Genomic DNA, 25248 nt, shown 5'->3' on the forward strand with positions numbered 1-25248 from the left:
CTCGACGTCCAGCAGATGGCTTCCCTGACCCGGGAATTCCGGGCCGCCACCGAACACTGACGATCAGTCGGCGTCACATGCCGCGCGGCGGGCCGTACCGGGTCTCCGGGCGCTCTTGCGGGGTCATCGGCAGGTTCCGCAGGGCCACGGGTCCGGGGTAGAAGGCACTGCCGCCCGGTCCCGTCACCTCCTCGCCGACGAGCCAGCGCCACATCCACTCGGCGAACCCCATGGAGTACTCGAAGAACTCGCCCTCGCCGTTCTCGACGAAGAGCGACGCTCTTCCGCGGGCTCCCCGAGGCGCGTAGAAGACCGTCTCGCCTCGGTCGGTGCCGGCGATCGGGATCAGACCGTCCGGAGTGCCGAAGACCAGCTCGCGGACGCCGAGTGAGGCACGGGGGTCGCCCTCGGGCTCCCCCTCTTCGAACTCGATCTCCGACCACGCCTCGGACGTGCTGCGGATCCACTCGCCCAGGTTCCAGCGTTCGGTCGCCGGGTGGTGCAGCGAGAGGTGGCCGTTGAGCTGGACGGGAGCGTAGGCGTCGACGATCTCCTTGTAGTCGGCCGGGAGGCTCACCCCCAGCTCGCTCTCGAGCCCCAGCCATGCCTCGGGGTCGCGGTGGCGCCACGTCGGCTCGCCGAGCATCTCCAGCACGCGCCGGAGATGGTTCTCGCTCACTCCGTCACCTCCGCTCATTCCGTCACCTCCGCTCATTCCGTCACCTCCGCTCACCCGGTCACCTCCTCGGGCAGTCCGCGCTGCCCCGAGTGGTCCCGCCCGTGGGCGACTGGGTGATCACGCAATGCTTCATCTTGTCATCCTCCAGCGTCCCGTAGTTGTACTCGATGGTGGTGGGGATGCCGCTCCCGGGGTTGCCGTAGTGCGGGATCACGGAGACCTGCACGTGCTTGCCCGACCTCATGCCGTTCCTGATCTCCTTCTCGACGCCGTAGTTGAGGTACGGGCTGTTGGTCTTCTCGTACTCTGCGACCAGGTTCCGCAGGTCGATCCCGGAGCCCGTCGCCGCGGCGGGGATCAGGTGGCCGTTGGCGGCCACATGGCCCTGCGACTCGATCTCCGCCATCCCCGGAGGCTGGGTGGAGCTGTTCGTGTTGGTGCCGGGTGCCTTGCGTCCCGGGTTCAGGTCGCTCTTGTCGAGCAGACCGTAGACACCCGTCGCCCGGCACTCCCACCGGTCCTCGAAGGTGTCGAAGTAGCGCTCTCGCGGCAGGTACACGGCGTGTCCGGTGGGGCTGACGCCGGGGCCGTCGTCGCACTTCCTGTCCTGGCGGTCGCGCCCCTTGTTCTTACCGCCGGGCGTGTCCTGGGGCATGATCAGCTTCTGCAGCGCGCTGATCGGCAGGTAGGTCGCCAGACCCGCCAGGTCCACCATGGCCTGGGCCGTGACGGTGGTGGTGACCCCCGATCCCGCCGTCCAGATCGCGGGCGTCCAGTCCGGCGCGGGCTTGGGACGGGTGGGTGCGGGGACGGGGTGCGGTCCGTTGTTGGGGTTCTGGTCGATGGGCGGCTTCGGCGGGACGGTCGGACGGGTGATGCAGGAGACGTTGCACCGGCCGCCGCCCCCGTAGCCGCCTCCGTAGGAGCCTCCACCGCCGCGGTAGCCGCCACCCGAGTGTGAGCCGCTGTTGCCTGCGGCGTACCAGCTCACTCCGTTGCCGCCGCACTGCACGGTCCAGGAGTGGTCGTCGCAGAAGAGGTCGTGGGCCGAGGGTCCCTGCTGGCTGAAGTCGCACGACGTGCCGGGGCAGTCGTCGACGATGGAGTTGCTGCCGGCCATGTAGACCTCCATGAAGACCTCCTCGGCGATGGCCTCCGCCGGATCGAAGATGTCCCACATGCTCGCGTGACCCGTGGGATCGGTCCGGTTCAGCGGGTTTCCGTCGCCGTACAGGTAGCGGTTGGCCTGTGCGGACGGTGTCGGGTCCAGCTGCCAGGTGTCGCGGGAGGCGAAGGTGCCCGTGCCCGGCTGGTACCAGCGGGCGGCCATGTCGACGTCCCCGGAGGCCGGGTCGGTCCAGCCGGACTGGTAGCCGACGGCGGGAGTGGTGCCGCCGGTGGCCGTCCTGGTGCCGAACGGGTCGTACGACGTCGAGCCGGTCACCTGGGTGCCGTTGGCGCTGAGGCCGGCGACCAGGTCGGTGTGCCGGTCCGTGACGGCCCACTGCTTGGTGGTGCCGGTGGCGAAGGAGAGCAGGGCGCCCTCCGGGGTGCGGTCGTACTGCGTGGAGCCGTCGCCGGCGAGGTTGTCCGAGCCTCCGTCGTAGGTGAAGGACGTCGCCCCGCGCGTCTGGACGCGGTCGAGCGAGTCATAGGTGTAGGCCGTACCGCCGTCGGTGGTCTTGCGCTCGAAGGCGTCGAAGGCCAGGGTGCGGACGGTGCCGCTGCCGTCGTCCACCGAGGCCAGGGTGGAACGGGGGGTGTAGGTGAACTTCGTGGCTCCTTCGGTGAGTTGGCGGTTGCGGGCGTCATAGGTGGACGTGGTCGCGCCCGCCTTGGTGCGGTTGCCGGCGTCGTCCCACGCGTACGCGGTCGTGGTGCCGTTCCTCGTCCAGGACGTGAGGCGGCCCGCGTTGTCGTAGGCATAGGTGTTGCCGCTGGCGCCCGCCGTGCCCGTCGTCGTCCTGGACGTCAGGTTGTCGTCCAGGTCGTAGCCGTACGTGGTGGAGGCGACGGTGGTGGTGCCGTCGGGGCTGGTGACGGTGTCGGAGGCGAGGCGCCCCAGGTCGTCGTAGCCGTAACCGCGCTTGGCCGTGACCGTGTACTGGCCCGAGCCGTCCGGCTGGGTGGCGTACTGCTCCGTGCTCGGGCGTCCGGCCGCGTCGAAGTCGTAGCGGACCTGGGTGCCGGTGATCGAGTCCGCGGCCCGGTCGAGGCGGCCGGCGCTGTCGTAGCCGTAGTCGGTGGTGCCCGCCGTGGTCTTGCGCTCGGTCATGTCGCCGTCGGCGTCATAGGTGTAACTCGCGTTGCCCGCGGGGCCGGACGCGGTCAGGAGTTCGCCGCGGTCGTTGTAGGCGTACGTGTTCTGGCCGGAGCCGTCCGCCGCGGTGACCGAGGTCAGGCGGCCCGCCAGGTCGTAGCCCAGCTTGCGGTCGGTGGTCGCCGCCTCCGCGCCGGTGCCGGTCTCGTGGGTGAGCCGGCCGAGGCCGTCGTAGGTGCGGTCGCGGCGGACCCCGCCGGGCAGCAGTTCGGTGACGGTCTGGCCCGCCTTGTCGTACACGGTCGTCCAGGTGCGGTCCGCGGCGGCGGGGGTGCTGTCGGTGGCCGGTTCGACGGTCGACTCGGGCAGGCCCCAGCTGGTGAAGGTGTAGACGGTGGTGTTGCCGCGGCCGTCGGTCAGGCGGGTGCGGTTGCCCGCCGCGTCGTAGCCGAACGTCGTGGTGATCGACTTGGTGTCCGAGACGGGCTCCACCTGCTTGGTCGGCCGGCCCAGGGCGTCGTACGTGTACGTGGTGCGGGCCTTGGTCTGCGGGTCGATCACCGCCGTGCGGTTGCCGTCGGCGTCGAACTCGGCCGCGGCCGTGCGCTGGGCCGTGCTGCCCGTGCCGTAGTCCGTCGTGGCCGTGATGTCGCCGAGGGCGTCGTACGTGGTCGTCGTCCTGCGGTTCGTGGCGTCCGTGACATCGGTGCGGCGGCCCAGGCCGTCGTAGCCGTAGCGGGTGGTGCCGGCCGGGTCGGTCACGGACGTGAGCTCGCCCGCCGGGTCGTGGCCGGCGGTCGTGGTGACCCCGCCGGGGCTGGTCGAGGCGCTCTGGTCGCCCGCGTCGTCCCAGGTGTAGCGGCTGGTCAGGTTCTGCGTCGCGGGGTAGCGCTCGACCGTCGTCGCCGTGAGCTGCCGGCCGAGTTCGTCGTACGTGGCCTCGGTGCGGGCGCCGGTCGGGTCGGTGGCCGAGAGCTGCGTTCCGGTCGGGGTCCAGGAGTAGTGGCTGACTCCGGCACCGCTGGTGTCGGTGGCCGGACCCTGGACCAGGCCGGAGGTGGAGGTGGACTGGGCCGTCAGCGCGGTCGCGGGGTCGGCGACCGGGTCGGTCCTGCTGCTGAGCCGGCCGAACTGGTCGTAGGCGTACTGGGTGACCCGGCCCAGCGGGTCGGTGACCGAGGCGGGCAGGCCCAGCGCGTCGTAGGTGGTGCGGGTCGTCGCCGTCAGGGCGCTGGTGGCGCCCGGCGGGGTGTAGTCGGGCAGGGTCGTCGCGGTCGTACGGCCGAGGCGGTCGACCTCCAGCCGGATCACCTGGTCCCGCGGGTCCTTGGTCTCGGTGGCGTCGCCGAAGGTGTTGTAGCCGGTGAGGGTGGTGGGGTGCACCGTGGTGGGCGCGTTGCCGTTCTCCTCGGCCTGGACCGCGGGGGCGGTCCGGGCCACCAGGCGGCCCAGCTCGTCGTAGCGGTAGGTGGTGGTGAAGGCGGAGGCGTCGGCACCGGTCTCGTTGCCGCGCGGGGCGACGGTGGTCAGCGGCAGGCCGCGGTCGTCGTAGGTGTGAGTGGTGACGTGGGTGGTGGTGCCGTCGGTGACGGACTGCCTGGTCAGGTCGCCGGCGGTGTCGTACTGGGAGGAGACGGCGAGCTGCGTGTCACCGGTGATGGAGTCGGTCTCCTGCGTGACGCGGTCGTCGCCGTCGTAGGCGAAGGTGCTGACGCGGTCGAGGCCGCTGGGGTCGAGGACGGTGCGCTGGGTGCGGCCGAGGGCGTCCACCGTGAAGGTACGGGTGGTCTTTCCGCCGCCGGTGACCTGCTGGGTGAGGTTGCCCGCCGGGTCGTAGGTGTCGCTCTCCAGGGCGATGTCGTGCTTGCTGCCGTCGGCCTGGGTGACCTGCTCGGCGGTGGTCGTGGCCGGCAGGCCGTCGTCGTAGTACGTGTACGCCGTCGTGGCGCCCATCGCGTCCGTGGTGGAGGCGAGACGGCCGGCGGGGTCGTAGGCGTGGGAGACGACGGTCAGGTCGTGGACGGTGCCCGACGGGTCACCGGTCCAGCCGTTCAGCACGGTGGTCGCGTGCTCACCCCGGGGTGTGTAGGTGTATGTGAAGTGCGTGCCCGCCGGGTCCGTCATGCCGTCGACGCGGCCCAGTTGGTCGTGCTCGAAGAGGGTCGTGTTCTGTTCGGCGTCGGTGGTGCTGTCGTTGAGGCCGTACGCGTCGTAGTGGTACGTGGTGGTGCGGGCCGTGTCGCCGCCGGTGGTGTCCTTCTCCGTATCCGACAGGAGGTTGCCGTCGTCGTCGTACGATCGGGTGATCTGGGCGGTGTGGGTGGTGCCGGTGATCTCGTTCTTCACGGCGGCGCCGGTCTCGGTGACGACGTGCGAGGCGGCGTCGTACGCATAGGTGGTGGTCACGCCGTTCGGGAAGCTGCCGGAGACCTGCGTCTCGGAGGTCCTCCGGCCCAGCCCGTCGTACGTGTACTTCGTGACCAGCCCGGACGGGGAGGTCACCTGGGCCACGTCACCGCCTGCGTAGTAGCGGTACGACGTCGTCCCGCCGCCGGGGGTGGTGCGCTGCAGCACCAGGCCGGCCGGGACCGTGCCGCTGTCGGCGGCGGCCTCGGAGCCGGTGGTGTAGGTGGTGGAGGCGGTGCTCTGGTCGGGGCGGACGGCGGAGGTCGGCAGGCCCAGGGTGCTGTAGGTGTACGTGGTGCGGTAGCGGCTGTCCTGGTAGTCGGTCGAGCGCGCGTCGCTGTAGCTGAGCTGCTTGTCGTTGCGCGGGTCGAGCGGGTCGGCGGTGTTGAGGTAGTAGCTGCGGAAGCTCGTCCAGCAGGAGTCCGCGTCACGGCAGGTCGTGGTGGACACGATGTTGCCGCGGGCGTCGTGGCCGGTGACGGTGGAGTGGCCGTCGGGGTCGGTGACGGTGTGCAGGTTGCCCGCGATGTCGTAGGCGTACGTCGTGGTCGCGCCGGTCTCGTCCGTGTGGGCGACCTCGCGCTGGCCGTGCAGGGCGTCGTAGCTGGTGGTGCTGGTGTGCTGCTGCGGGTCCGTGACCGTGACCGTGTCGGTCAGGCCGGAGGCGGCGGCCTCGGCCTGGGCACGGTAGTGCGCGGAGACCTGGTCGGCGGTGAGGGCCTCCCGGTAGAGGGCGGCCTCGTCGACGGTGCCCTGGAAGTAGTAGGTGTCCGCGGTCAGCCCCGTCCAGCCGGTGCTGGCGTAGCCGCCGCCGATGTAGGCGTACGGGCGTGACTGCTCGTCGATCGTGCCGCTCAGGGAGCCGACCTTGACGCCGTCCAGGTACAGGGTCTGGGTGGTGGCGGCGCCGGAGAGCACGACGTGGTGCCACTGGCCGTCCGTCACCGTCTGCGAGGACACGATGGGGGTCGCCCCGGAGGCGCCGGACAGGTAGAACTCGCCGCGGAGCCTGCCGTCGCCGTCGATGTTCAGCACCGGGCGCCAGGAGGTCGGGGTCTGGCCGAGGGGCGCGTTCTGGAAGCTCATCAGGACGCCCGGGGCGGTGGTGGTCTTGAACCACATCTCGGCCGAGAGGCTGGTGGTGCCCTGGACCACCGAGCCGGGTATCTGGACGTGTCCGCCGTTGCCGAGCAGCGCCGCCGAGTTGTCGCCGGGGCCGAAGACGCCGGTGGCGCCGAGCCTGGAGGCGTGGGTGGTGCTCGCGTCGACGTCGAAGGTGGCGGTCATGCCCGTGCCGCCGACCTCGCTGTGCAGACCGGTGCCGTCCCCTTCGCCGAGCCGCCAGTAGGCGGCGGGCGCGTCGGCGACGGCCACCGCCCGGTACTGGTCGCCCGTTCCCTGCACCAGGGCGGTGCGGGCCTGGACGTGCAGGGTGGGCGTGTCGGCGTAGCCGGGCAGTTTGTTCTGCAGGTACTTCCAGGACGTGGTGCCGTCGGAGTTGGTGACCTTCATGAAGGGCACCAGCGCCTTGTCGTAGAAGGCGACCTCGTCGATCTGCCCGGTGAAGTTGCGGTAGCCGGCGGTCTGGCCGTCCCAGCCGGGGGAGGCGTAGCCGCCGCCGATGAACACGTGCGGATGCCGGACGGTGTCGACACCGCTGGCCGTGGAGCCCTGGTAGTCGCCGTCGAGGAAGAGCGCCTGGATCCCCTCGTTGCCGGTCAGCAGCACATGGTGCCAGGTGCCGTCGGTGACCGTCCTGCCGGAGATGATGCTGGTCGCGCCGGGGGTGAACCTGCCGCGCACCTTGCCGTCGGCGTCGATCAGCAGGATGGGGCGCCAGCTGCTCGGGGTGTCACCGAACTCCGTGTCCTGATGGGTCGCCAGGACACCGGGCCGGGTGGTCTTGAACCACAACTCGACGGACATCGAGGTGCCGGTGCCCATCCCCTCCGCCGGCACCTCCACGGCGCCGTCGCCCGTGAAGCTCGCCGAGGTGTCGTCGCCGTCCGCGAAGATGCCGGCGCTGCCGAGCCGGACGCCGTCGAGGTACTCACCGGCCAGCGCGTCTCCCAGGGGACTGGCCGCCACGGCACCGCTGTGCTCGCCCAGCCGCCAGTAACCGGTCGGCCCGCTGCGCTCGATCGTGTCCGCGTAGGACGACGAGGCCATCGAGTAGGAGGGTGCCGACACCTTCCAGGTGCCGCCGTTCTCGTCGGTGGACTGTGTGAGCCGCCCGCTGACCGGGTCGTAGGCCGCGGTGGCGTGCACCCGGCCGGAGGGCAGGGTGACCTTGGTCAGCTGCCCGATGGCGGTGTGCGCGGCGTAGTGCTCGGCGACGGTGGCCGCGTCGAGCGGGTGGTCGTAGACGGCCACCTCGTCCATCTCGCCCTTGAAGTGGTACGTGCCGGAGGAGAGCCCCATCCAGCCGGAGCTGCCGTAGCCGCCGCCGAGGTAGGCGTGGTCACGGGACTGCTCGGTGATGGCTCCGGTCAGCGAACCGACCTTGGCTCCGTCCAGGTACAGGGTCTGCGCCGTGGCCCCGCCGGAGAGCACCGCGTGGTGCCACTGGCCGTCGGTGACGGTCTGCGAGGACACGATGGGGGTCGCGCCGGTGGCACCGGAGAGGTAGAACTCACCGCGCAGTTTGCCCGCGCCGTCGATGTTCAGCACCGGTCGCCAGGAGCTCGGCTTGTCGCCGATCTCGGCGTTCTGGAAGCCGACGAGGACACCGGACGGCGTGCTCGTCTTGAACCACAGCTCGATCGCCGGGTAGGCGGTGGCCTTCAGAGTGTCCGCGGGCAGTTCGATGACCGAGTCCGTGCCGTCGAAGCCGACGGAGGTGTCCGTGGTCCCGCCGAGCGCGGAGTCGGTGCCGAGCTGCACGTCCCGGTAGACGGCCTCGTTCAGACCGGTGGCCGAGGCCGCCTCGCTGGTCGCCGCGGAGCCGTCGCTCTCGCCCAGCCGCCAGTACGAGGTGGGGGCCGCGTCGAGGACGCCGCTGCGGTACACGGTGCCGTCGCCATAGCCGTAGACCGTGCACTTGGTGGCCGACGCCGGCGGGCAGACCGTGGCCAGGCGGTCGCCGGTGTAGGTGTAGGTCCAGGTCAGTCCGGGGGTGTTCGCGCCGACCTGGCTGGTCGTGACGGAGGTGACGTGGCCGCCGGTCCAGGTGAAGGTCAGCGAGCGGCCGGAGAGGTTGTCGGTCACCTTCTGGACCGGGCCGCCGGTCGTGGTCGCGTGCGTGACGGTCTGCGTGCGGCCCGCCACGTCCGCGATCCGGTCCAGTGCGCCGCCGGACAGGAAGTGGTACGTCGTACCGGAACGTTCCCGCAGGACCCAGGTGCCGTCCGTGCCATGGGTCAGCGTGAGGGAACCGCCGGGCGGGCCGGCGTACGTCCCGTCGCTGTTCTTGCCGAACCGCACCTGCGATCCGTCCGCCAGGGTCACCAGCGCCGACGAGGTGTCCGGTTCCTCGCGCACCTTCATGTCCCAGGACGTCGACCAGCCGGTGCCGAAGGCTCCGTCGCGGCGCGGGTCCAGGGAGTTGTAGGTGCGGGTGACGGACAGCTCCGGGCCCACGGTGGCGAGGGCCGCGTCAGTGGCCGCGGTGACGTAGTTGCCCGCGTGGGTGCCGATCTCCTTGCCGTCGTCGGCGCCGCCGAGGTGGCTGGTGACGGTCGGCTGCGGCACCTGCGTGGTCAGCAGCGCGGGGCCGGGCCGGGCCGAGGAGGCGTCACCGTCGCTCGCGTACGCGTACCAGGCGTACGTCCTGCCCCACGACAGCCAGCCGGAGGGCACCGCCCACTGCTGCTCGGAGCTGTCGGTGCCCTTCTTGCAGTTCTTGCGGACGTTGTTGCCCTCGACCTCGCAGACCTCGAAGGTGTACTGCAGCGTCGACTTGGGGTAGTCGTCGGCGTCCGAGCCCTCGGCCCAGAGGGTCGGGGTGAGCGAGTCGGCCGTGACGCCGCTGCCGGGTGACTCGGCGGTCAGCTGGGGCGGGATGTTGACCGCCGTGATCTTGACTGCCGGGCCGGGAACACCGGCGGAGGTGAAGCGGCTGGTGCCGTAGTCGTCCATCGTCCACTGCACGGTGTACGTGGCCGGATCGAGCGGCGCGATCTTCGCGTCCAGGGTCACGCTGTCACCGGGCGCGACATCCTGCGGCATGTCCGTCCAGGCGATCTTCGAGCTGTCGGTGATCTCCTTGCCCGAGGAGTCGAACAGGTTGTAGCGCAGCTTGTAGGTGCCGCCCTTGGGCCAGGTCTCCTGCCCCTGGTTCCTGACGGTCACCTTCTCCACGCCCTGAGAGGTGGCGGTGACCGGCGCGGTGAAGTCGCCGAGGCTGTAGGTGGCGCCGTACTTGGTCCAGGTGATGTCCAGGCTGGGGACGCCGTTCGGGTAGTCGTCGGAGCCGAACTGCTTCCAGCCGTTGGAGTCCGTCGTGGACGCCTTCACCGCGAGGCCGTAGTTCTTCTTGCGGCCGTGGGTCCAGTCGTCGACCAGATTGCGGCCGGCCGAGCCGAGCTTGATGCTCTCCCAGGCGGGGCCGCAGGACCAGGTCGTCGTGCCCTCCGGACGCCAGCCGTGCGCGAAGCTCTTCGACGCGAGCGAGGAACCGGTGGCCGGGCCCGGCCACTTCGTGGTGGTGGACTCCGACCAGTTCGAGGTGATCGGCGACACGGTCACCGGACGGGCGGAGCAGGACTGCGACCAGGTGTTGTAGAGGGCGAGGTCGGCGCCCAGGATCCAGGCGTTCTTCAGCGTGGTCTCCACGCCGGAGAAGTGCAGGAAGGCGGCGGCCTTGTGGCTGCCGCCGTCGTAGGTGCCGGCCTTGACCACCGTGTCCGAGGCGAAGTTCTGGTCGTACGGGTACTCGACGTACGTCCCCGAGGTCGAGGCGAAGGACTTCACGGACGGGTCGACGCGCACCGGGAAGACCCGGTCGGAAGAGTGCAGCCAGTCCTTGTCCAGCTTGACGACGAGGACCTGGTGGCCGTTCTCCCGGCCCAGGCTGTAGGTGACCCCGGACGAGACGGCGCCCTCGTGGGAGTTGTCGGTGACGTGGGAGTCCTGCATCCATCCGGCGGGGGTCCAGGCGCGCTGCCCGCCGTCCGCGTCGGTGAACTCGATGCCGCCGTGGCCGTCGCCGCGGGCCGTGAGTCCGCGCAGGTCGAGCGGGAAGTGCCACTCGGTGGGCGCGTGCGCGTCCTTGAGGACGAGGGTCTCCTTGACGGAGTCGTTGCCGGCCAGGAACTGCAGGTCCGCGTGCGGGCGTACGTCCGGGTACGTGACGGTGCTGCCGTCGGCCCGGGCGGCGGACGGGGCGGCGCCCGCGACGCCGTAGCCGACCGAGAGGCCGTCGCCGATCTGCATCCGTACGACGTCGGCGGCGTCGGCCGTGCCGGCGAAGTCCAGCGGTGACCGGGTGGCCCGGGTCTGCCAGCCCGGGCCGCCCTGCGGAGCCTGGCGGACCAGAGTCGTGTCGACGGACTTCCAGCTTCCGTCCTTGGCACGGAAGTTGACCTGCTGGTCGTAGAAGCGGGTGGTGTAGGTGCCGTCCGCGTTCCGGAAGATGCGCCGGCGTTCCTGGCGCTGAGCCGTGAGCTCCTTGCTGCGCTTGGGGTCGAAGCCCTTGGGGATGGCCGTCCCGGGGGCCGTGGTCCGCCGCACCGGCCCGGGCTCCGGCAGCTTGGGCCCGCCCGGGTTCAGCCGGGTCGTCCCCGTCTGCCCCTCGACGGGCAGCTCGCCGCGCCCGGTACGGGGTCCGGTGTGACCGCCCCGCACGGACGCTTCGGTGGCCGCGGCGGAAGCGATGTGCCGGCGGCCGGCCGCCGAACCCCAGTGCTGACCGGGGACGCCCTGGGCGGAAGCGCCCGACCAGCGGTCCACGGCCAGCGCGGCCTGCTGGGTTCCGGTCAGAACGGCCATCACCAGGGCAACGGTGACAGCGAGCGGACGTGCCGGGCGCAAGGTTTTCCCCCACCTGCTTGAAGACAAGATGAGGGCAACTACTAAGTGATCTCACGAGACACACACAAGACATGCACATGCCTTTTTGGCGTCAACGTGTTACAGATCACGGATCAATTCTCGCCAAATTCATGCAACTTGATCACGAGCGGGGCGGACGGCTGCATGACTCGGACACACGATGACCTCAACCAGCCACAGTCGGTGCGGGCGGAGTCCAGCGCCGGGTGCGCGGCACGGTGCCGCTGACGCCGAAGTCCTTCTTCAGCTGTTCGGGAATGGCGTAGTGCATGACGCGGCCGCGGGTGAGGGAGGACAGCTCGAAGATCGTGGTGAGGTGGCCGAGACGGTCCAGGGCCCACGCGCCGAGCGGGGAGCGGTCCTCGATCGTTTCCAGGACGCCGAGCAAGGTCGGCACGATCCTGGTGACGTTGTCCCAGGCGGTACGGGGCACCTGGAGCCAGTCGGCGCAGGTGTCGCCGATCAGGTAGCGGATGAGGGCGGAGACGACGGGGTCGAAGAAGGTGCCGGGGACGACTTCCTCGTAGAGGTCGATCAACTGCCGGGTCAGGTACGCGCCTTCTTCGGAGGGGCCCATGTGGCGGAGCATGTACCGGTCGAGGAACTGCCGGGCCTGCTCCAGGTCGCGGGGGACGGCCTCCTGGTCCACGCCGAGCATCGCTCCGACCACGCGCCATGCGTAGAAGTAGGCTTCGGCACCCTCGGTGGACATGTGGATGTTCAGGCGGTGCAGGCTGTCGAGGACGAGCAGGGAGAAGAACATCTGGCCGCCGATCATGTCCTCCTGGCAGATCGGCGTCCCGAGCGTCTCGGTGTCCCAGCGGTTCTCGCGCCTGAGGTGGTGACGGATCGAGGCGTGCAGCAGGCGTACCTTCTGCGCGGCCGGAATGAAGCGGCTGCCGGCCTCGAAGGCGTCGGGCCGCATCAGGTAGACGGTGAACTGCCCGGTCTCCGCCATCCGCCTGGACGGGTAGTTCAGCCCGTGGGTCGCTGACAGCAGCTTCGCGACGTGCGGGACGACGTAGCAGGCGGGCATGGAGGCGAAGGACAGCGCGGTCGAGATGTGGACGTTGTTGTCGATGAAGAACAGCCGCGCCTTCTCCATCTCCCCCCAGTCGACCCAGTCCGGCGACACGCTGGTGGCCTGGAGGTACTCGCGGGCGATGTCGGGCAGTCCCTCGGGCAGGGGTGAGCCCGCGGTGGAGACGTGGCGCATCAGGGTGTTGAACTTACCGACCTCCCCGCGTTCGAACAGGGTGGCTACGACAGCGTCCGCGAGTTCGTCCCCGGACCGGCGCAGGGCATCCATCGAGGCCTCGGTGTAGGTCATGTCAGCAGTCCTTCTCGGCAGGCCGCACCGCATGGCGGGTGGGCCTTCCGCGCAGTCGGTCAGTGGTGACGGTCGGTGGCCAGGTGGGCCAGCTCGGTCAGGGCCCGCCGCGCCTGCCCAGGCATGTCGAGCCCGCCCAGGCAGCCGACGGCTTCCCGCATCCGGGAGGCGATCATGTCCTCCACCTGTTCCGGCGCCTTGAGCGCGCGTATCAGCTCGCGCACCTCCCGCAGATGCGCCTCGCCGAGGTCAGGGCGTCCCAGCAACACGGCGAGTCGCTCACGCTGATCGGGGAGCGCGGCCTGCCACGCCTGGGCGAGCAAGGTGGTGGGCCGGTGGCCGCGAATGTCGTCCAGGCCGGCTTTGCCCGTACGGTCGGTTTCGCCGAACAGGCCGAGCAGATCGTCGCGTAGCTGGAACGCCTCCCCCAGCGGCAGTCCGTACGCGGAAAGGCCGGCACGCAGCTCGGGGGCGGCGCCCGCGAGCAGGCCGCCGATGAGCAGGGGCTGCTCGACGGTGTACTTGGCGGTCTTGTAACGGACGACCTTCAATGACACGCCGGGGTCCGGGCGGGTGCCGGTGCTGAGGATCTCCAGACATTCGCCCGCGATCAGCTCCCGGGCGAGTTCTCCCCACATGGGCCGGGCCCTGGCGAGGTAGGAGGCGGGGAGACCGCTGGTGGCGAACAGTTGACCCGCCAGCGCCATCAGATGGTCCCCGACCAGCATGGCCAGCGACCGGGCGGCAGCGCACGCCCGTGGGTGCCCGGTGACGGCGGCCCGCAGGGCGATGTGCGCGGTGGGCAGGTGGTGACGCAACGGGCTGTCGTCGATGAGATCGTCGTGAACGACCGCCGCGGCATGGACCAGTTCCATCGAGGCAGCCGCACGGACCATCGCTTCGTTGTCGGGCTGGCCGGCCGCGCGCCAACCCCAGTAGCAAAAGGCCGCCCGTAACCGTTTGCCGTGCCCGGCCGCCGCCCGCAACTGCTCGGCCACCGGCCTCAACCGGGCATCGATCGCGAGAAGTTCTTCGGCCTCCCGGGACAGGAAGTCAGCCAACAAGGTGTCGACACGGCCCTTGAACCTGACCGGGTCCCAGCGCTCAGACATCGCCACCAGGCGCCGCCCGCCCGGCAACAGCGCTTTGGGCCAGCACTTCCAGATGGGCCGGCGGCGCCGCGAGGCGATCCAGTGCGATACGGCCGCGTGCCATCAGGTCCTGCTGGGCATCCCGTGCCAGCTCGGGCCCGTCGGACCGACGCAGCAGGTGCTGCACGGTTCCGGCGGCCGAGCTGACGGCGCTCACCGCCAGGTCTGCCAGCCCCGCCACGAGCAGCACGGCCTGCTCGTCCAGCCGCTGGCCGTTGCCCGGAGTGTGGGTCATCCGATCCCCCCGTATCGTCGGCGTTCGCAGGCTCACACCGCTCGGTTCCCAGGACACTCGATCGAAAGCGGTTGGACCCGTCCACCCAGCCCCAAACCACCCCTTCGTGGGAACCGGACCTGCTCTGCCTACGCGTGCTCGCCCGCCGGAACCGACGGTCGGTCGCCCCTCTCCTCGTCGGCGGATTCCCGGGCGCGCCAGGGGATCCAGAGTGCCGTCAGGGTGACGACCAGGGCCGAGGCGGCCACCGTGGCCATGCCCAGGGTCAGGTTCGCCGCGCTCGCGACGAAGCCGATCAGGGCGGGGCCGGCCAGCAGGCCCGTGGTGCCCATCGCGGCGACCAGGGCCAGGGCGTCCGAGCCGTGGCCCGCGGCCGCGACGTAGACGCACGGGGTGACGGCGGCCGCGCCGAGGCCGACGCAGGCGAAGCCCAGGAGGGTGGGAAGGACGCCGCCGGTGAGCAGGGCCAGGGCCAGGCCGGCGGCGGCCACCGCGCTGCCGACGCGGACCACCCGGCCGTCGCCCCAGCGGGTGCGCCAGCGGTCGGCGCACACCCGGGCCAGCAGCATCATCACCGAGACGACCGCGATACCCAGGGGCGCGACGGTCGCGGACGCCTTGACGACGTCCTTCAGGTAGAGCGTCGACCAGTCGTTCATCGCGCCCTCGGTGATCGTGCCGAAGGCCATCGCGCACCCCATCAACAGGGTCGTCCAGGACGGGAGGGTCCAACTGCGGTTCGGCTTCGGTTCGTTGGTCCTCTCCGGTTCCGTTTCGGGCAGCAGGGCCCGGCGGGACGCGGCGAGCAGGAGCAGCAACAGGGCTCCGGCGAGGGCGAAATGAGTCGGGACGGAAGCCGTCAGCGTCGTCACACCGGACGTTAGCAGGGCTGCGGCGAGCAGGCCGGCGCTGAAGGTGGCGTGCAGCTGGGACATGGCCGTACGGTCGTACGCCTTCTCCAACGCCGCGCCCTGGGCGTTCATGGCGACGTTGAGGCAGCCGACCGCGACCCCGTCCGCGCAGACGGTCAGGAGTGCCAGGGGGTAGTTCGGTACGACGGACAGGGCGGCCAGTACGGCCACCAGGCCCACGGCCGAGGCCAGGGACAGCCGGCGGGAGCCGAGGCGCCGCATCAGGACGGCGACCAGCGGGAAGGAGGCCGCCGCGCCGGCCCCGCAGGCCATCAGCAGCAGGCCGACCTCCCCGGCTCCCAGGTCCAGCCGGGTCTTCAGCGCGGGGAGGCGGGAGACCCAGGTGCCGTACTGGAGGCCGAGGAAGCAGAAGAGCGCGGCGATCGACCACTTGGCGCGCCCGAACGAGGGGCCGGGCATCAGACCGCCTCCCGCAGCGCGGCCAGCCGCGCCGACATGTACACCGCGCCGCTGCCGTAACCGGCCGGCAGGCGTGCCTCGGGGTGGGGGTGGTAGCCGTTGGCGCGCCAGAAGGGCTCCTTGCCGGCGATCGCGACCAGCGACATCGTCGTGAAGCCCCGGGTGCGGGCCTCGTCCGTGAGGTGGCGGACCAGTCGGGTGCCAAGTCCTCTGCGGCGCAGGGGTGTGGTGATGACGAGGTCGTGCAGGTGGAGGTTGGAGGAGCAGTGGATCGCTTCCTCGGGGCGGGTCAGGTCGGGGTAGCGGAACCTGGGGTACGGCAGGGCCAGTGCGTAGCCCGCGATCCGGCCGTCGCGGTCCAGGACGAAGCAGGTGCCCGCCGAGGCCCGGGAGCGCAGCGCGGCCTCTCCCTCCGTGAGCGAGGTGTCCGCGTACGCCCCCACCTCCAGGGCCGCGATCTCGGGCCAGTCGGCCTCGGCGACGGCCCGTATGCGGTCTGTCATGTCAGTGGTGTCCTTCCTGGCCGCGTACGCAGACGCAGGGCAGCGGGCGGATGCCGTTGAATCCCTGGGTCATGTAGCTGGTGGCGTAGGCGCCGGCGGAGAGGATCCACACCGGGTCGCCGGAGGTGACGGACGCGGGGACGCGCACCGGGTGCCGGCCGTCGCCGTAGGCGTCGTCGCTGTCACAGGTGGGTCCGGCGACGATCGCGGAGACGTGCTCCGGCGCGTCGAGGTGGCCGGGGAAGACCATCCTGTGCGTCAACTGGTCCATTTCATACAGCCCGTTGAACTTTCCGCAGCTCAGGTAGAGCCAGTGGGAGTCGGCGCCGTCCGGGCCGCGGCGGCGGGTCAGGCGGGAGACGTGTGCGCGGACGGCGCCGTGGTCGGCGACCAGGTGGCGGCCTGGTTCCAGCACGAAGGCCAGGGGCGAGGAGCTGAGGTCGCGCAGGCGGTCCATGCCCTCGCGCAGCACGGTGAAGATCTTGTCCAGGGGCGGGTCGAGCGGGGTGCCGTGGCGGTCCTGGTAGCCGAGCGCGGGCAGGCCGCCGCCGAGGTTGACGTGGTCGAGCACGATCCCCCGCACGGCCAGCGCCGTCAGGGTCTCGGCGAGGGTGTCGAGGGCCTGCTGCCAGGCCTCGCAGGTCATCTGCTGGGAACCGACGTGCACGGACAGCCCGGCCGGGGTGAGTCCGGCCGCGCGAGCCGTGACCAGGACGCGGACGGCGTCCTCGGGGGTACAGCCGAACTTGCGGCTCAGGCCCCACAGGGCGCCCTCCCCGCTGGTGGCGAGACGGCAGAACACCCGGGAACCTGAAGCGTGTCGGGCAATCGCGGTGACGTCCTCGACGCTGTCGGTGGCGAAGGTGCGGATGCCGAGCCGGTGGGCCTCGGCGATGTCCTGGTCGGACTTGACCGTGTTGCCGTAGTGGATGTGGTCGGCGTCCACGCCGGTACGGAGCGCCTGCTCGATCTCGGCGGGGCCGGCGGCGTCGAACCCCGCGCCGCGCTCCGCGAGACAGCGGAGGACCTCGTCGACCGGGCAGGCCTTGAGGGCGAAGCGGACTTGGATGCCGGGCAGCTCGGTGAGGAGGGTGTCGTATTGGTGCTCGATGCCGGTGAGGTCGTAGACGACGCGGTCACTCGGGGCGGAGCTCAGTGCGGTGGCCAGGGCAGAACCGATCCTCACGGTCGGCCGTCCCCGAGCCCGAGTGCGGCGGCGGCACCGACCAACGCCGGCCAGGCCTCGACCAGGTGCGCGCAGTCCTCGATGTCCGACTGGGCCTTGTTCAGTAACCGGCCACGGTCCACGGCGAGTTGGTCGGCGAACGTGGCGTAGCGGCCGCCGAGTTTGCGGTACGCGGTGTCGACGCGGTCCAAGCGCCAGATGTTCTCGGCGCGGTCCAGGGCGGTGCTCTCCCGCAGGAATGCGGTGACGGCCTCGGCCCGCACCTGATGCCGCTCGTCCAGCAGCCCGGCGCCTTCGGCAGCCATGCGGTCGTAGACGTGGTGGAAGTAGAGCATCGACAGCAGGAACTTCACGAACCGCCGCTGGTAGGCCGGGAAGCCGGTGTCGGTACGGCGTTCGGGGGTGTGGAAGTTCTCGATGTGGCGGTTGTGCAGGATGCCGGGCAGGCCCGCGCCGTGGACCAGGTGGAGGAGGAAGTAGTCGCTGCCGATGGTGTCGGTGGCGGGCGGCAGCGGGATCCGTTCGTAGACCGCGCGGTCGAAGGCGACGTTGCACATGTCGACGCGCATCGGGTCGACCACGGTGAGGGTCGCCCGGTCGGCGGTGAAGGGTGCCGTGCCCGCGCCGGTGAAGGACTCCTCCACCAGGTCCCGTTTGCGGTCCTCGGGCCAGTCACCCGGCGCCCAGAGGCTCACCACGTCGTGGTGGACGCCCTCGTCCAGTCGCCGTATCTCCCCTATGTCGACGGAGAGTTCACCGATGAAGGAGGCGCCTGCGAGGGACACCGGGCGGTGCAGCAGCTCCGGGGCGAGGTCGGTACGGGTGACCGTGGCGGTGGCCTCGAGAGCCGGCCGGCCGAGGTGTGGCAGCTCATGGTGAACGGGGAACACCGGTTGCCCGGCGTGGAGTTGGTAGGCGCTGTCGGAGTCGCGGCGGTGCAGGGAGGCGCAGCCGAGGGCGGCGGCGAGCAGGAAGGCGCGGTTGGTGCAGGCCCCGTAGGAGACGGCGGGCGGGAGCATGAGGTGGAGCAGCCGGTCGGGGTCCGAGAGGCGCGCGTACTCGATCGTCCGGCGGAGGAAGGTGCGCTGCTCGGATTCGTCCAGGTGGTGCACGGTGACCCCGGCCACCCGGCGGAGGCCTGCCATGACCCGGGCGTGCTCGGCGCGGGTGTGGGCGTCCGAGGAGTCGAGGACGAGGAGCTGGACGTCGGCGCCGAAGTGTTCGGCCGCGTAGGCGGCTTCGGCGTGGATGGCGGTGAGGGTGGCGGCGCAGGCGCGGTTGGTGGGCAGGCAGAGGCAGATGCGGTTCACCGGGCCGCTCCCCCGGCGGCGGTCCAGGAGTCCAGTCCGAGGAGCTTTCTGCCGAGCGGGTCGAGTGTGGCGGGGCCGTAGCGGTGGGCCTCGGGTGCGCGGGCGTCGCCGAGGAGGGTGGCGTTCCAGTCGGGGGTCGCCAGGGTGCGCCAGGACTCCACACGGGAGTCGCGCAGGGTGCTGTGCTCCTCCAGGGCGGGCATCATCGACAGGTACTGGACGGCTCGGACAGCGTTGTCAGAGAGGTTCGGTGCGACGCCGTGCGCCAGCAGCCCGTTGAAGATGAGCAGGTCACCGGCCTGGAGGTCGGGGCGGATCACCGGGAACTCGGTGCGGTCGGTGCCGGGACGGACCGGGTCGCGGCCGGTCGGCCGGCCCACGCGCCACTCCTCGAAGCGGCGGAAGAGTTCCGGGGCGCACTGGAAGCCGCCGAGGTCGGGCCGGGTGTCGTTGAGGGCGATGATGCCCTGCACGCGCTGCGGGAGGACGGCGAGGGTGGTGTCGACGTCCCAGTGCAGTTCGATGTCGAAGCCCTCGTCGGTGGGCTCGATCAGGGAGCGTGAACGGGTGTGTGTGTTGGGCGGGTTGAGGTTGAGCCGGTCCAGGGTGACCCACAGCTCCGCGCAGTCCCAGACGTCCACGAAGGCGTCGTAGACGCGCTGTGTCTGGCGGCTGTCCCAGATCAGCTGGTGGTGGTAGGCCTCGACGAAGCCGTAGATGAACAGGTGCCGGTCGAGTTCGGAGCGGAACTCCGGTTCCCTGTACCAGGTTTCGGGGTCGTCGGGGTCGAGGCCCTGGAACTGCCAGGCGAAGTCCAGGAGTTGTTTTGCCTCGCCGGGGGTGATGGCCTCGCGGACGACGACATAGCCGTACGTCTGCCAGAAGGTGAAGTCCTCTTCCGAGAGCACCCTGAGGGGGCGAGACTTCTTCAGGTCCCGGAGCGGGGTCGGGGCGAGGTAGGTCTCGCCGTCGGCGCTGAAGTAGGGGCGGTCGGAGGCGGCTCGGTGGAGGAAGGGGTGGGGCGTCTGCATGCGATTCCTCTGGAAAACACGGACGAACAAGTGCGAGCACGTGCGGTTGAGATCCGGGAAAAGAGCAAGATCGAGCAGGCCGCCCGCGAAAAGGCGGGCGGCCGGTGGTGGCCGCTTCGGTCAGCCGGCGGCGACGGCCTCGGCCGCCGCCACCCCGCAGACCCGGGCGGCACCGTAGGTGGCGATGTGCAGGGCGCCGCGCGGGGCGGCCTGGGGCAGGCCCATCTCCACGACGACGGTGTCGGGGCGGGCGGCGAGCAGGGTGTCGAGGGCGGAGCCCATCCAGGGGTGGCGGTGCTCGTCGCGGACCACGGCGACGATCCGCCGGCCGCCGGCCGCCGCCAGCACGTCCGGGCCGGCACCCTCGCCGGTGAAGGAGCCGGCGGTGGTGCCGGGCAGCAGCCGTTCCAGCTCGGCGGCCACGCCCCATGGGGTCTGGTCGCCGACGGCGATGTTGCGCTCCGGCTCGAACTGGGCGACGTACACAGGCGAGTTGAGCGGTACCACGGCGTTGTCGACGCGGGTCACGGTCAGCGCGCGGCGGGCCGCGATCAGGCCGATCTCCGGGCTCGGCTCGGTGTCCGCCCCGGCGCTGCGGGATGCGGCCGTCCACCGGGCCAGGTCGCGTACCCGGGCAGCCGCGTCGGCGAGGCGCTCCTCGGGCAGTTCGCCGGAGCGTACGGCGGCCACGAGCGCGTCGCGGAGCCCCAGGACGGTGCCCTCGTCGCACAGTCCGCCGCCGACGCAGATGGCGTCGGCGCCGGCCGCGATGGCGAGGACCACACCGTGTTCCAGGCCGTAGGTGCCGGAGATGGCGCGCATCTCCATGCCGTCGGTGACGATCAGGCCCTGGTAGCCGAGTTCGCCGCGCAGCAGGTCGGTGAGGATGCGGGAGGACAGGGTGCCGGGGCGGTCGGGGTCGAGGGCCGGGACGAGGATGTGCGCGCTCATGATCGCCCGGGTGCCGGCGGCGATCGCCGCGCGGAACGGGGGCAGTTCGCGGGCGTGGAGGGTGTCGGCGTCGACGTCGATGCGGGGGACGGCGTGGTGGGAGTCGACGTTGGTGTCGCCGTGGCCGGGGAAGTGCTTGGTGCAGGCGGCGACGCCGGTGGACTGCAGGCCCTCGACCCAGGCGGCGGTGTGCCGGGCGACCAGGTCGGTGCTCGCGCCGAAGGAGCGCACGCCGATGACGGGGTTGTCGGCGTTGGCGTTGACGTCGGCGGACGGCGCCCAGTCGAAGTTGACGCCGCAGGCGGCCAGGCGCCGGCCCAGCTCGCGGGAGACGGCCCGGGTGAGGCCGGGGTCGTCGACGGCGCCGAGCGCGTGGTTGCCGGGGAAGGAGGAACCGGTGCGCACGTCCAGGCGGGTGACGTCGCCGCTCTCCTCGTCGATGGCGACGAGCAGGTCGTCCCGTTCGGCCCGCAACTGCGCGGTGAGCGCGGTGACCTGCTCCTCGCTGACGACGTTGCGGCCGAACAGGGCGACGGAGGCGAGGCCCTCACCGAGGCGGCGGCGCAGCCAGTCGGGCGCGGTGGTGCCGTCGAACCCCGGCTGCAGTACCGCGAGGGCGTCCCGGGTGAGGGTGTCAGGGCCGGTGGCGAGTGTGGTCATCGGCGGGGTCATCCCTTCACGGCGCCGTCGGTGAGACCGCTGACAGCCTTGCGTTGCAGGAAGATGAAGAGGATCAGGATGGGCAGCGCGAACAGGGAGGACGCGGCCATGGTGGCGCCCCAGTCGTCACCGAAGGCGGTCTGGAACTGCGACAGCCACAGCGGCAGGGTCTGCTTCTCGATGTCCTTGTTGAGGATCAGCACGAGCGGGAACTCGTTCCAGGCGGTGATGAACCCGAACAGCGAGGTGGCCATCAGACCGGGCGCCAGCAGCGGGAAGATCACCTTGCGGAAGGCCTGGATGCGGGTGCAGCCGTCGACCATCGCCGACTCCTCCAGTTCCTTCGGCACGGCGGCGATGTAGCCACGCAGCGTCAGGATGGTGAGGGGCAGCACCATCATCGTGTAGAAGATGGTGAGGGGGACGAGACTGTCCAGCATGTCGTTGTCACGCACGATCATGTAGATGGCGATGATCATGACCTCCCAGGGGGCCATCTGCGCCAGCATGAACGTGACGACGAGACCGCGCCGCCCCTTGAACCGCATCCGCGCCAGGGCGAACGCGGCGAACAGGGCGATGAGGAGCGAGCACAGCACCGAACAGAGCGTGACGGTGACGGAGTTGCCGACCAGCGTCCAGAAGTGGTCGGCGTCGACCGCCTTCTTGAAGTGGCTGAGGGTGACGTTCGTCGGGAACCACACCGGGGTGTCGGCGATGATGTCGCCCGTGGGCTTGAAGGCCGTGGCGAACATCCAGTAGACGGGGAACACGAAGCCGACGAAGAGGACGACGGCGGTCGCGTTGGGCCAGATACGGCCGAAGAGCGAGCGCTTCACAGCTCGTCCTCCTCTTGCTTGAGCACCATGCGCAGGTAGGACGAGGTCATGACGAGCAGCACCAGGATGGTCAGGAAGGAGATCGCCGCGCCGACCCCGAAGTGCTGGTTGCCGACGCCCTCGACGTAGGCGTAGACCGGCAGGGTCTCGGTGAGGCGGTCGGGTCCGCCCTCGTTCATGGCGAAGACCTGCGGGAACGCCTTGAAGACCCAGATGACCTCGAGGAAGGTCGTGGAGTACAGGAACGGCCTGAGGAAGGGCAGGGTCACCGAGGTGAAGCTCTGCCAGGCGCCGGCGCCGTCGAGGGACGCGGCCTCGTACAGCTCCTTGGGGATGGTGGTGGTGGCGGCGTAGAGGTTGATCGCCACGAAGGGGATCGACATCCAGACGATGAGCAGGGTGATCACGGAGAAGGTGGAGAACTGGGTGCCCAGCCAGTTGTGGTCGGCCATGGAGTGCCAGCCGAGCTTGTCCAGGACCCAGTTGACGACGCCGTAACGCTGGGCGAACAGCCACTGGTAGACGGTGGTGGCCGCGATGACGGGCATGGCCCAGGCGAGGACGAGGCCCACCAGGAGTGTCAGCCGCATCTTCTTGCCGAGGCGGGCCAGCAGCAGCCCGATCAGGGTGCCGAAGAGCATGATCAGGACGACGTTGGCGGCGGTGAAGAAGACCGAGCGTTCGACGACCTTCCAGAAGTCCGAACCCGTCAGGACCTCTTTGTAGTTGTCGACGCCGTTCCACTCGGTGAGGTGCTGGATGAGCTGCCGCGGGTTGAGGTTCTGGAACGACAGCATGCCGTTCTTGACCAGCGGCCAGCCGAGCAGGATCAGGGTGGCCAGCAGCGCCGGCAGCAGCAGGAGATAGGGGGCGGCGGCACCGCGGCGGGGCGGGGATCCGGAGTCACGGTCCGCACCCCTGGGCGGCCTGGGTATCCGGGCCTTGCGGACAGCGGGCTCCCCGGCCGTGTCCGTGCCGTGGGTCTGCACTGACATGAGTTGCCATCTCTTCCATGGCCGAACCGGCCGTACGGACGACTGAGCCGGGGGCGTGGTCCGACGCCCCCGGCGCGGGTCGTCAGTTCTTCTGGGCCAGGCGCTTGTTGATCTCGCCCTCGACGTCCTTGGCGGCCGCCGCGGGGTCCTTGCCGTTCAGGACCGCGGTCATGTACGACTTGATCGGGTTCGGGGTGTTCTCCACCGCGGCCCACTCCGGGATCAGCGGGGTGGTGCCGCCAGCCGCGGCGCCGGGCGCGGCGGCCTCGGCGGCGGCGTTGCCCTTGAGGTTGCTCTCCAAGGCCGTCTTGTTCGGGACGATGCCGTTGAGCTTGGCCAGTTCGCCCTCGTACTGGTCGGACAGGGCGATCTTCAGGAACTCCTTGGCCAGGGACTGCTTCTTGCTGTTCTGGGCGACGGCGAGGTTGGAGCCGCCGAGGAAGACACCCTCGGGCTTGCCGGCACTCTCGCCCGGGATGGTGAAGTAGCCGAGGTCCTTCTCGATGGCCTTGTTGGTCTGGACGGCGGTGCCGGCCTCCCAGCCCATGCCGATGATGGCGCCGGTCTTGCCCTTGGCGAAGATGGTGGCCTGCTGCGGGGTGGCCTCGTCCTTGTCCTTGGGGGCCTTGGAGTAGGACGCGTACTTCTTGTAGACCTCCATGGCCGCGGCGACCTTCGGGTCGGCGAGGTTGGAGACGTACGTGCTGCCCTGCTTCTTCACCAGTTCGCCACCCTGGCCGATGATCAGGCCGTCGAGGAAGTACCAGTTCTGGCCCGGCAGGTAGAGCGGTTCGGCGTCGGTCTTCTTGCCGATGGTGTCGAGGTCCTTGAGGAACTCGTCGCGGGTCTTCGGGGTGTCCTTGATGCCGGCCTTCGCCCAGATCGCCTTGTTGTAGATGACGACACGGTTGGCGAAGTACCAGGGGGCGGCGTACTGCTTGCCCTGGAAGACGGAGGACTGGGAGACCGACGGCGTCCAGTCGGCGCCGATGGCCTGCTTGACGTCGGCGAGGTCGGCGAGGCCGCCGGTGGCCGCGTAGGCCGGGGTCTGGGTGTTGCCGACCTCCAGGACGTCCGGCGGGTTGTCCTCCGAGAGGGCGGTGGTGATCTTCTGCTGGATCCCGTCCCACTTCTGGATCTCGAACTTCAGCTTCGCGCCGGTCTTCTTCTCGAAGGCGGCCTGGACGTCCTTGGTCCACTGCGGCGGCGCGGAGCCGTCCATGGTCCAGACGGTCAGCGTCTGGCCCTTCCAGCTGTCCGGTCCCGCGTCCTTGCCGCTGTCCTTGCCGCTGTTTCCGCCACACGCCGCAACGGAGACCATCATGCCCGCGATTCCGATCGCGGCAGCGAGCTTGCGCTTCACGCCACCCTCCTCAGGGATGCCACTTACCCCCCACGCCCTCGGCGGTGACCTGCGTACGACGCTGTTGCACGTAGGGCTCGGGACCTGGCCACTAGTGGTGTAGACCAGTACGGTGGAGCTTGGCCTAGACCTTTCGGGGTGTCAAGGGTGGTTCAGAAAGCCGGTGAAGGCCGTTACGAGAAAGTCACCGGAGGGCCTCCGTCCCCTTTTGCCGGGCTTCTCCGGTTGGACTAGACCAATGGGCGGCGGGTCGCTATAACGGGAGACCACTCACACAGCCGGGAAGGCAGGCATGACCACTGACGTCAGCAGCGCGCGCGTGCCGAAGTACTACCGGATCAAGCAGCAGTTGCTCGCCATGACCGAGGCGCTGCAGCCGGGTTCGGCCGTGCCCGCGGAGCGTCTGCTCGCGGTCCGGTTCGACACGTCGAGGACCACGATCCGGCAGGCGCTCACGGAACTCGTGGGCGAGGGCCGCCTCGACCGGATCCAGGGCAAGGGCACCTTCGTCGCCCAGCCCAAGCTCTACCGCACGCTCCAGCTGACCTCGCACACCGAGGACATGCGCGCCCAGGGCCTCACCCCGGCCTCGCAGACGCTGGACATCGGGGAGATCCCCGCGGACGAGAAGCTGTCGGGCCTGCTCGGCATCGGGCTCGGCGAGCGGGTGCTGCGCGTCGAGCGGCTGCGGCTGGCCAGCGGCGATCCGATGGCGATCGAGACGACCCATCTGTCGGTCCGCCGCTTCCCCGGGCTGCGCCGCGAACTCGCGGCGCAGCCCTCGCTGTACACCGTGCTCGCCCAGGTGTACGGCGTCCATCTCGCGGAGGCCGACGAGACCATCGAGACCTCGCTGTCGACCCCGCGCGAGGCGCAGCTGCTCGGCACCGACGTGGGGCTGCCGATGCTGCTGCTGTCCCGCCACTCGCGGGACGCGGAGGGCACCCCGGTGGAGTGGGTGCGCTCGGTGTACCGGGGGTCCCGGTACAAGTTCGTGGCCGCCCTGCGCCGGCCGGGCGGCCACTGA

At 70.4% G+C, this 25248-nt stretch carries 15 protein-coding genes; 1 reads left to right on the top strand and 14 read right to left on the bottom strand.

Features of this window, described 5'->3' with window-relative positions:
- Positions 1–73: 73 nt before the first annotated feature.
- From ACH47Z_RS35450 to ACH47Z_RS35515, 14 genes are all read right to left on the bottom strand, one after another.
- Positions 74–697 (bottom strand): SMI1/KNR4 family protein, encoded by a 624-nt coding sequence (locus tag ACH47Z_RS35450; RefSeq protein ID WP_399081200.1) that lies wholly within the window; start codon positions 695–697, stop codon positions 74–76.
- 40 nt (positions 698–737) lie between these two features.
- Positions 738–11273: a LamG-like jellyroll fold domain-containing protein gene (locus ACH47Z_RS35455; protein ID WP_399081298.1), complete on the bottom strand. Its 10536-nt coding sequence runs from the start codon at positions 11271–11273 to the stop codon at positions 738–740.
- A gap of 229 nt (positions 11274–11502) precedes the next feature.
- Complete coding sequence (locus tag ACH47Z_RS35460; RefSeq protein WP_399081202.1) at positions 11503–12666, bottom strand: oxygenase MpaB family protein; 1164 nt, start codon at positions 12664–12666, stop codon at positions 11503–11505.
- Between the two features lie 59 nt (positions 12667–12725).
- Positions 12726–13778, bottom strand: coding sequence for a polyprenyl synthetase family protein (locus ACH47Z_RS35465; protein WP_399081204.1), 1053 nt, complete (start codon positions 13776–13778; stop codon positions 12726–12728).
- The gene (locus ACH47Z_RS35470; RefSeq protein ID WP_399081206.1) at positions 13771–14052 is read right to left on the bottom strand and encodes a polyprenyl synthetase; all 282 of its coding nucleotides are present in this window, start codon (positions 14050–14052) and stop codon (positions 13771–13773) included. The genes ACH47Z_RS35465 and ACH47Z_RS35470 overlap by 8 nt, the downstream gene beginning before the upstream one ends.
- A gap of 128 nt (positions 14053–14180) precedes the next feature.
- Positions 14181–15383: an MFS transporter gene (locus tag ACH47Z_RS35475; protein WP_399081208.1), complete on the bottom strand. Its 1203-nt coding sequence runs from the start codon at positions 15381–15383 to the stop codon at positions 14181–14183.
- Complete coding sequence (locus ACH47Z_RS35480; RefSeq protein ID WP_399081210.1) at positions 15383–15886, bottom strand: GNAT family N-acetyltransferase; 504 nt, start codon at positions 15884–15886, stop codon at positions 15383–15385. Before ACH47Z_RS35480 ends, ACH47Z_RS35475 begins: the two co-directional genes overlap by 1 nt.
- Position 15887: 1 nt before the next feature.
- Positions 15888–17072: a type III PLP-dependent enzyme gene (locus ACH47Z_RS35485; RefSeq protein ID WP_399081212.1), complete on the bottom strand. Its 1185-nt coding sequence runs from the start codon at positions 17070–17072 to the stop codon at positions 15888–15890.
- The gene (locus ACH47Z_RS35490) at positions 17069–18382 is read right to left on the bottom strand and encodes a DUF6271 family protein (protein WP_399081214.1); all 1314 of its coding nucleotides are present in this window, start codon (positions 18380–18382) and stop codon (positions 17069–17071) included. The genes ACH47Z_RS35485 and ACH47Z_RS35490 overlap by 4 nt, the downstream gene beginning before the upstream one ends.
- A complete protein-coding gene (locus ACH47Z_RS35495; RefSeq protein ID WP_399081216.1) occupies positions 18379–19413 on the bottom strand; it encodes a phytanoyl-CoA dioxygenase family protein in 1035 nt (344 codons plus the stop codon). The genes ACH47Z_RS35490 and ACH47Z_RS35495 overlap by 4 nt, the downstream gene beginning before the upstream one ends.
- Positions 19414–19533: 120 nt before the next feature.
- Positions 19534–21024: a glycoside hydrolase family 3 protein gene (locus ACH47Z_RS35500; RefSeq protein WP_399081218.1), complete on the bottom strand. Its 1491-nt coding sequence runs from the start codon at positions 21022–21024 to the stop codon at positions 19534–19536.
- Positions 21025–21032: 8 nt separating this feature from the next.
- On the bottom strand, positions 21033–21863 hold the full coding sequence (locus ACH47Z_RS35505; protein ID WP_399081220.1) for a carbohydrate ABC transporter permease: 831 nt from the start codon (positions 21861–21863) through the stop codon (positions 21033–21035).
- Complete coding sequence (locus ACH47Z_RS35510) at positions 21860–22858, bottom strand: carbohydrate ABC transporter permease (protein ID WP_399081222.1); 999 nt, start codon at positions 22856–22858, stop codon at positions 21860–21862. Before ACH47Z_RS35510 ends, ACH47Z_RS35505 begins: the two co-directional genes overlap by 4 nt.
- An 82-nt stretch (positions 22859–22940) precedes the next feature.
- A complete protein-coding gene (locus ACH47Z_RS35515) occupies positions 22941–24221 on the bottom strand; it encodes an extracellular solute-binding protein (RefSeq protein WP_399081224.1) in 1281 nt (426 codons plus the stop codon).
- 292 nt (positions 24222–24513) lie between these two features.
- On the opposite strand from ACH47Z_RS35515, the gene ACH47Z_RS35520 reads away from it, so the two are divergent.
- Positions 24514–25248 (top strand): GntR family transcriptional regulator, encoded by a 735-nt coding sequence (locus ACH47Z_RS35520; RefSeq protein ID WP_399081226.1) that lies wholly within the window; start codon positions 24514–24516, stop codon positions 25246–25248.

Source organism: Streptomyces sp. NPDC020192, from assembly GCF_044388685.1.
Taxonomy (GTDB): domain Bacteria; phylum Actinomycetota; class Actinomycetes; order Streptomycetales; family Streptomycetaceae; genus Streptomyces.

Coding starts and splice junctions, on each gene's coding strand:
- ACH47Z_RS35510 (WP_399081222.1), bottom strand. CDS start 22,858: ATGTCAGTGCAGACCCACGGCACGGACACGGCCGGGGAGCCCGCTGTC.
- ACH47Z_RS35475 (WP_399081208.1), bottom strand. CDS start 15,383: ATGCCCGGCCCCTCGTTCGGGCGCGCCAAGTGGTCGATCGCCGCGCTC.
- ACH47Z_RS35500 (WP_399081218.1), bottom strand. CDS start 21,024: ATGACCACACTCGCCACCGGCCCTGACACCCTCACCCGGGACGCCCTC.
- ACH47Z_RS35520 (WP_399081226.1), top strand. CDS start 24,514: ATGACCACTGACGTCAGCAGCGCGCGCGTGCCGAAGTACTACCGGATC.
- ACH47Z_RS35495 (WP_399081216.1), bottom strand. CDS start 19,413: ATGCAGACGCCCCACCCCTTCCTCCACCGAGCCGCCTCCGACCGCCCC.
- ACH47Z_RS35455 (WP_399081298.1), bottom strand. CDS start 11,273: ATGGCCGTTCTGACCGGAACCCAGCAGGCCGCGCTGGCCGTGGACCGC.
- ACH47Z_RS35450 (WP_399081200.1), bottom strand. CDS start 697: ATGAGCGGAGGTGACGGAGTGAGCGAGAACCATCTCCGGCGCGTGCTG.
- ACH47Z_RS35480 (WP_399081210.1), bottom strand. CDS start 15,886: ATGACAGACCGCATACGGGCCGTCGCCGAGGCCGACTGGCCCGAGATC.
- ACH47Z_RS35465 (WP_399081204.1), bottom strand. CDS start 13,778: ATGTCTGAGCGCTGGGACCCGGTCAGGTTCAAGGGCCGTGTCGACACC.
- ACH47Z_RS35470 (WP_399081206.1), bottom strand. CDS start 14,052: ATGACCCACACTCCGGGCAACGGCCAGCGGCTGGACGAGCAGGCCGTG.
- ACH47Z_RS35460 (WP_399081202.1), bottom strand. CDS start 12,666: ATGACCTACACCGAGGCCTCGATGGATGCCCTGCGCCGGTCCGGGGAC.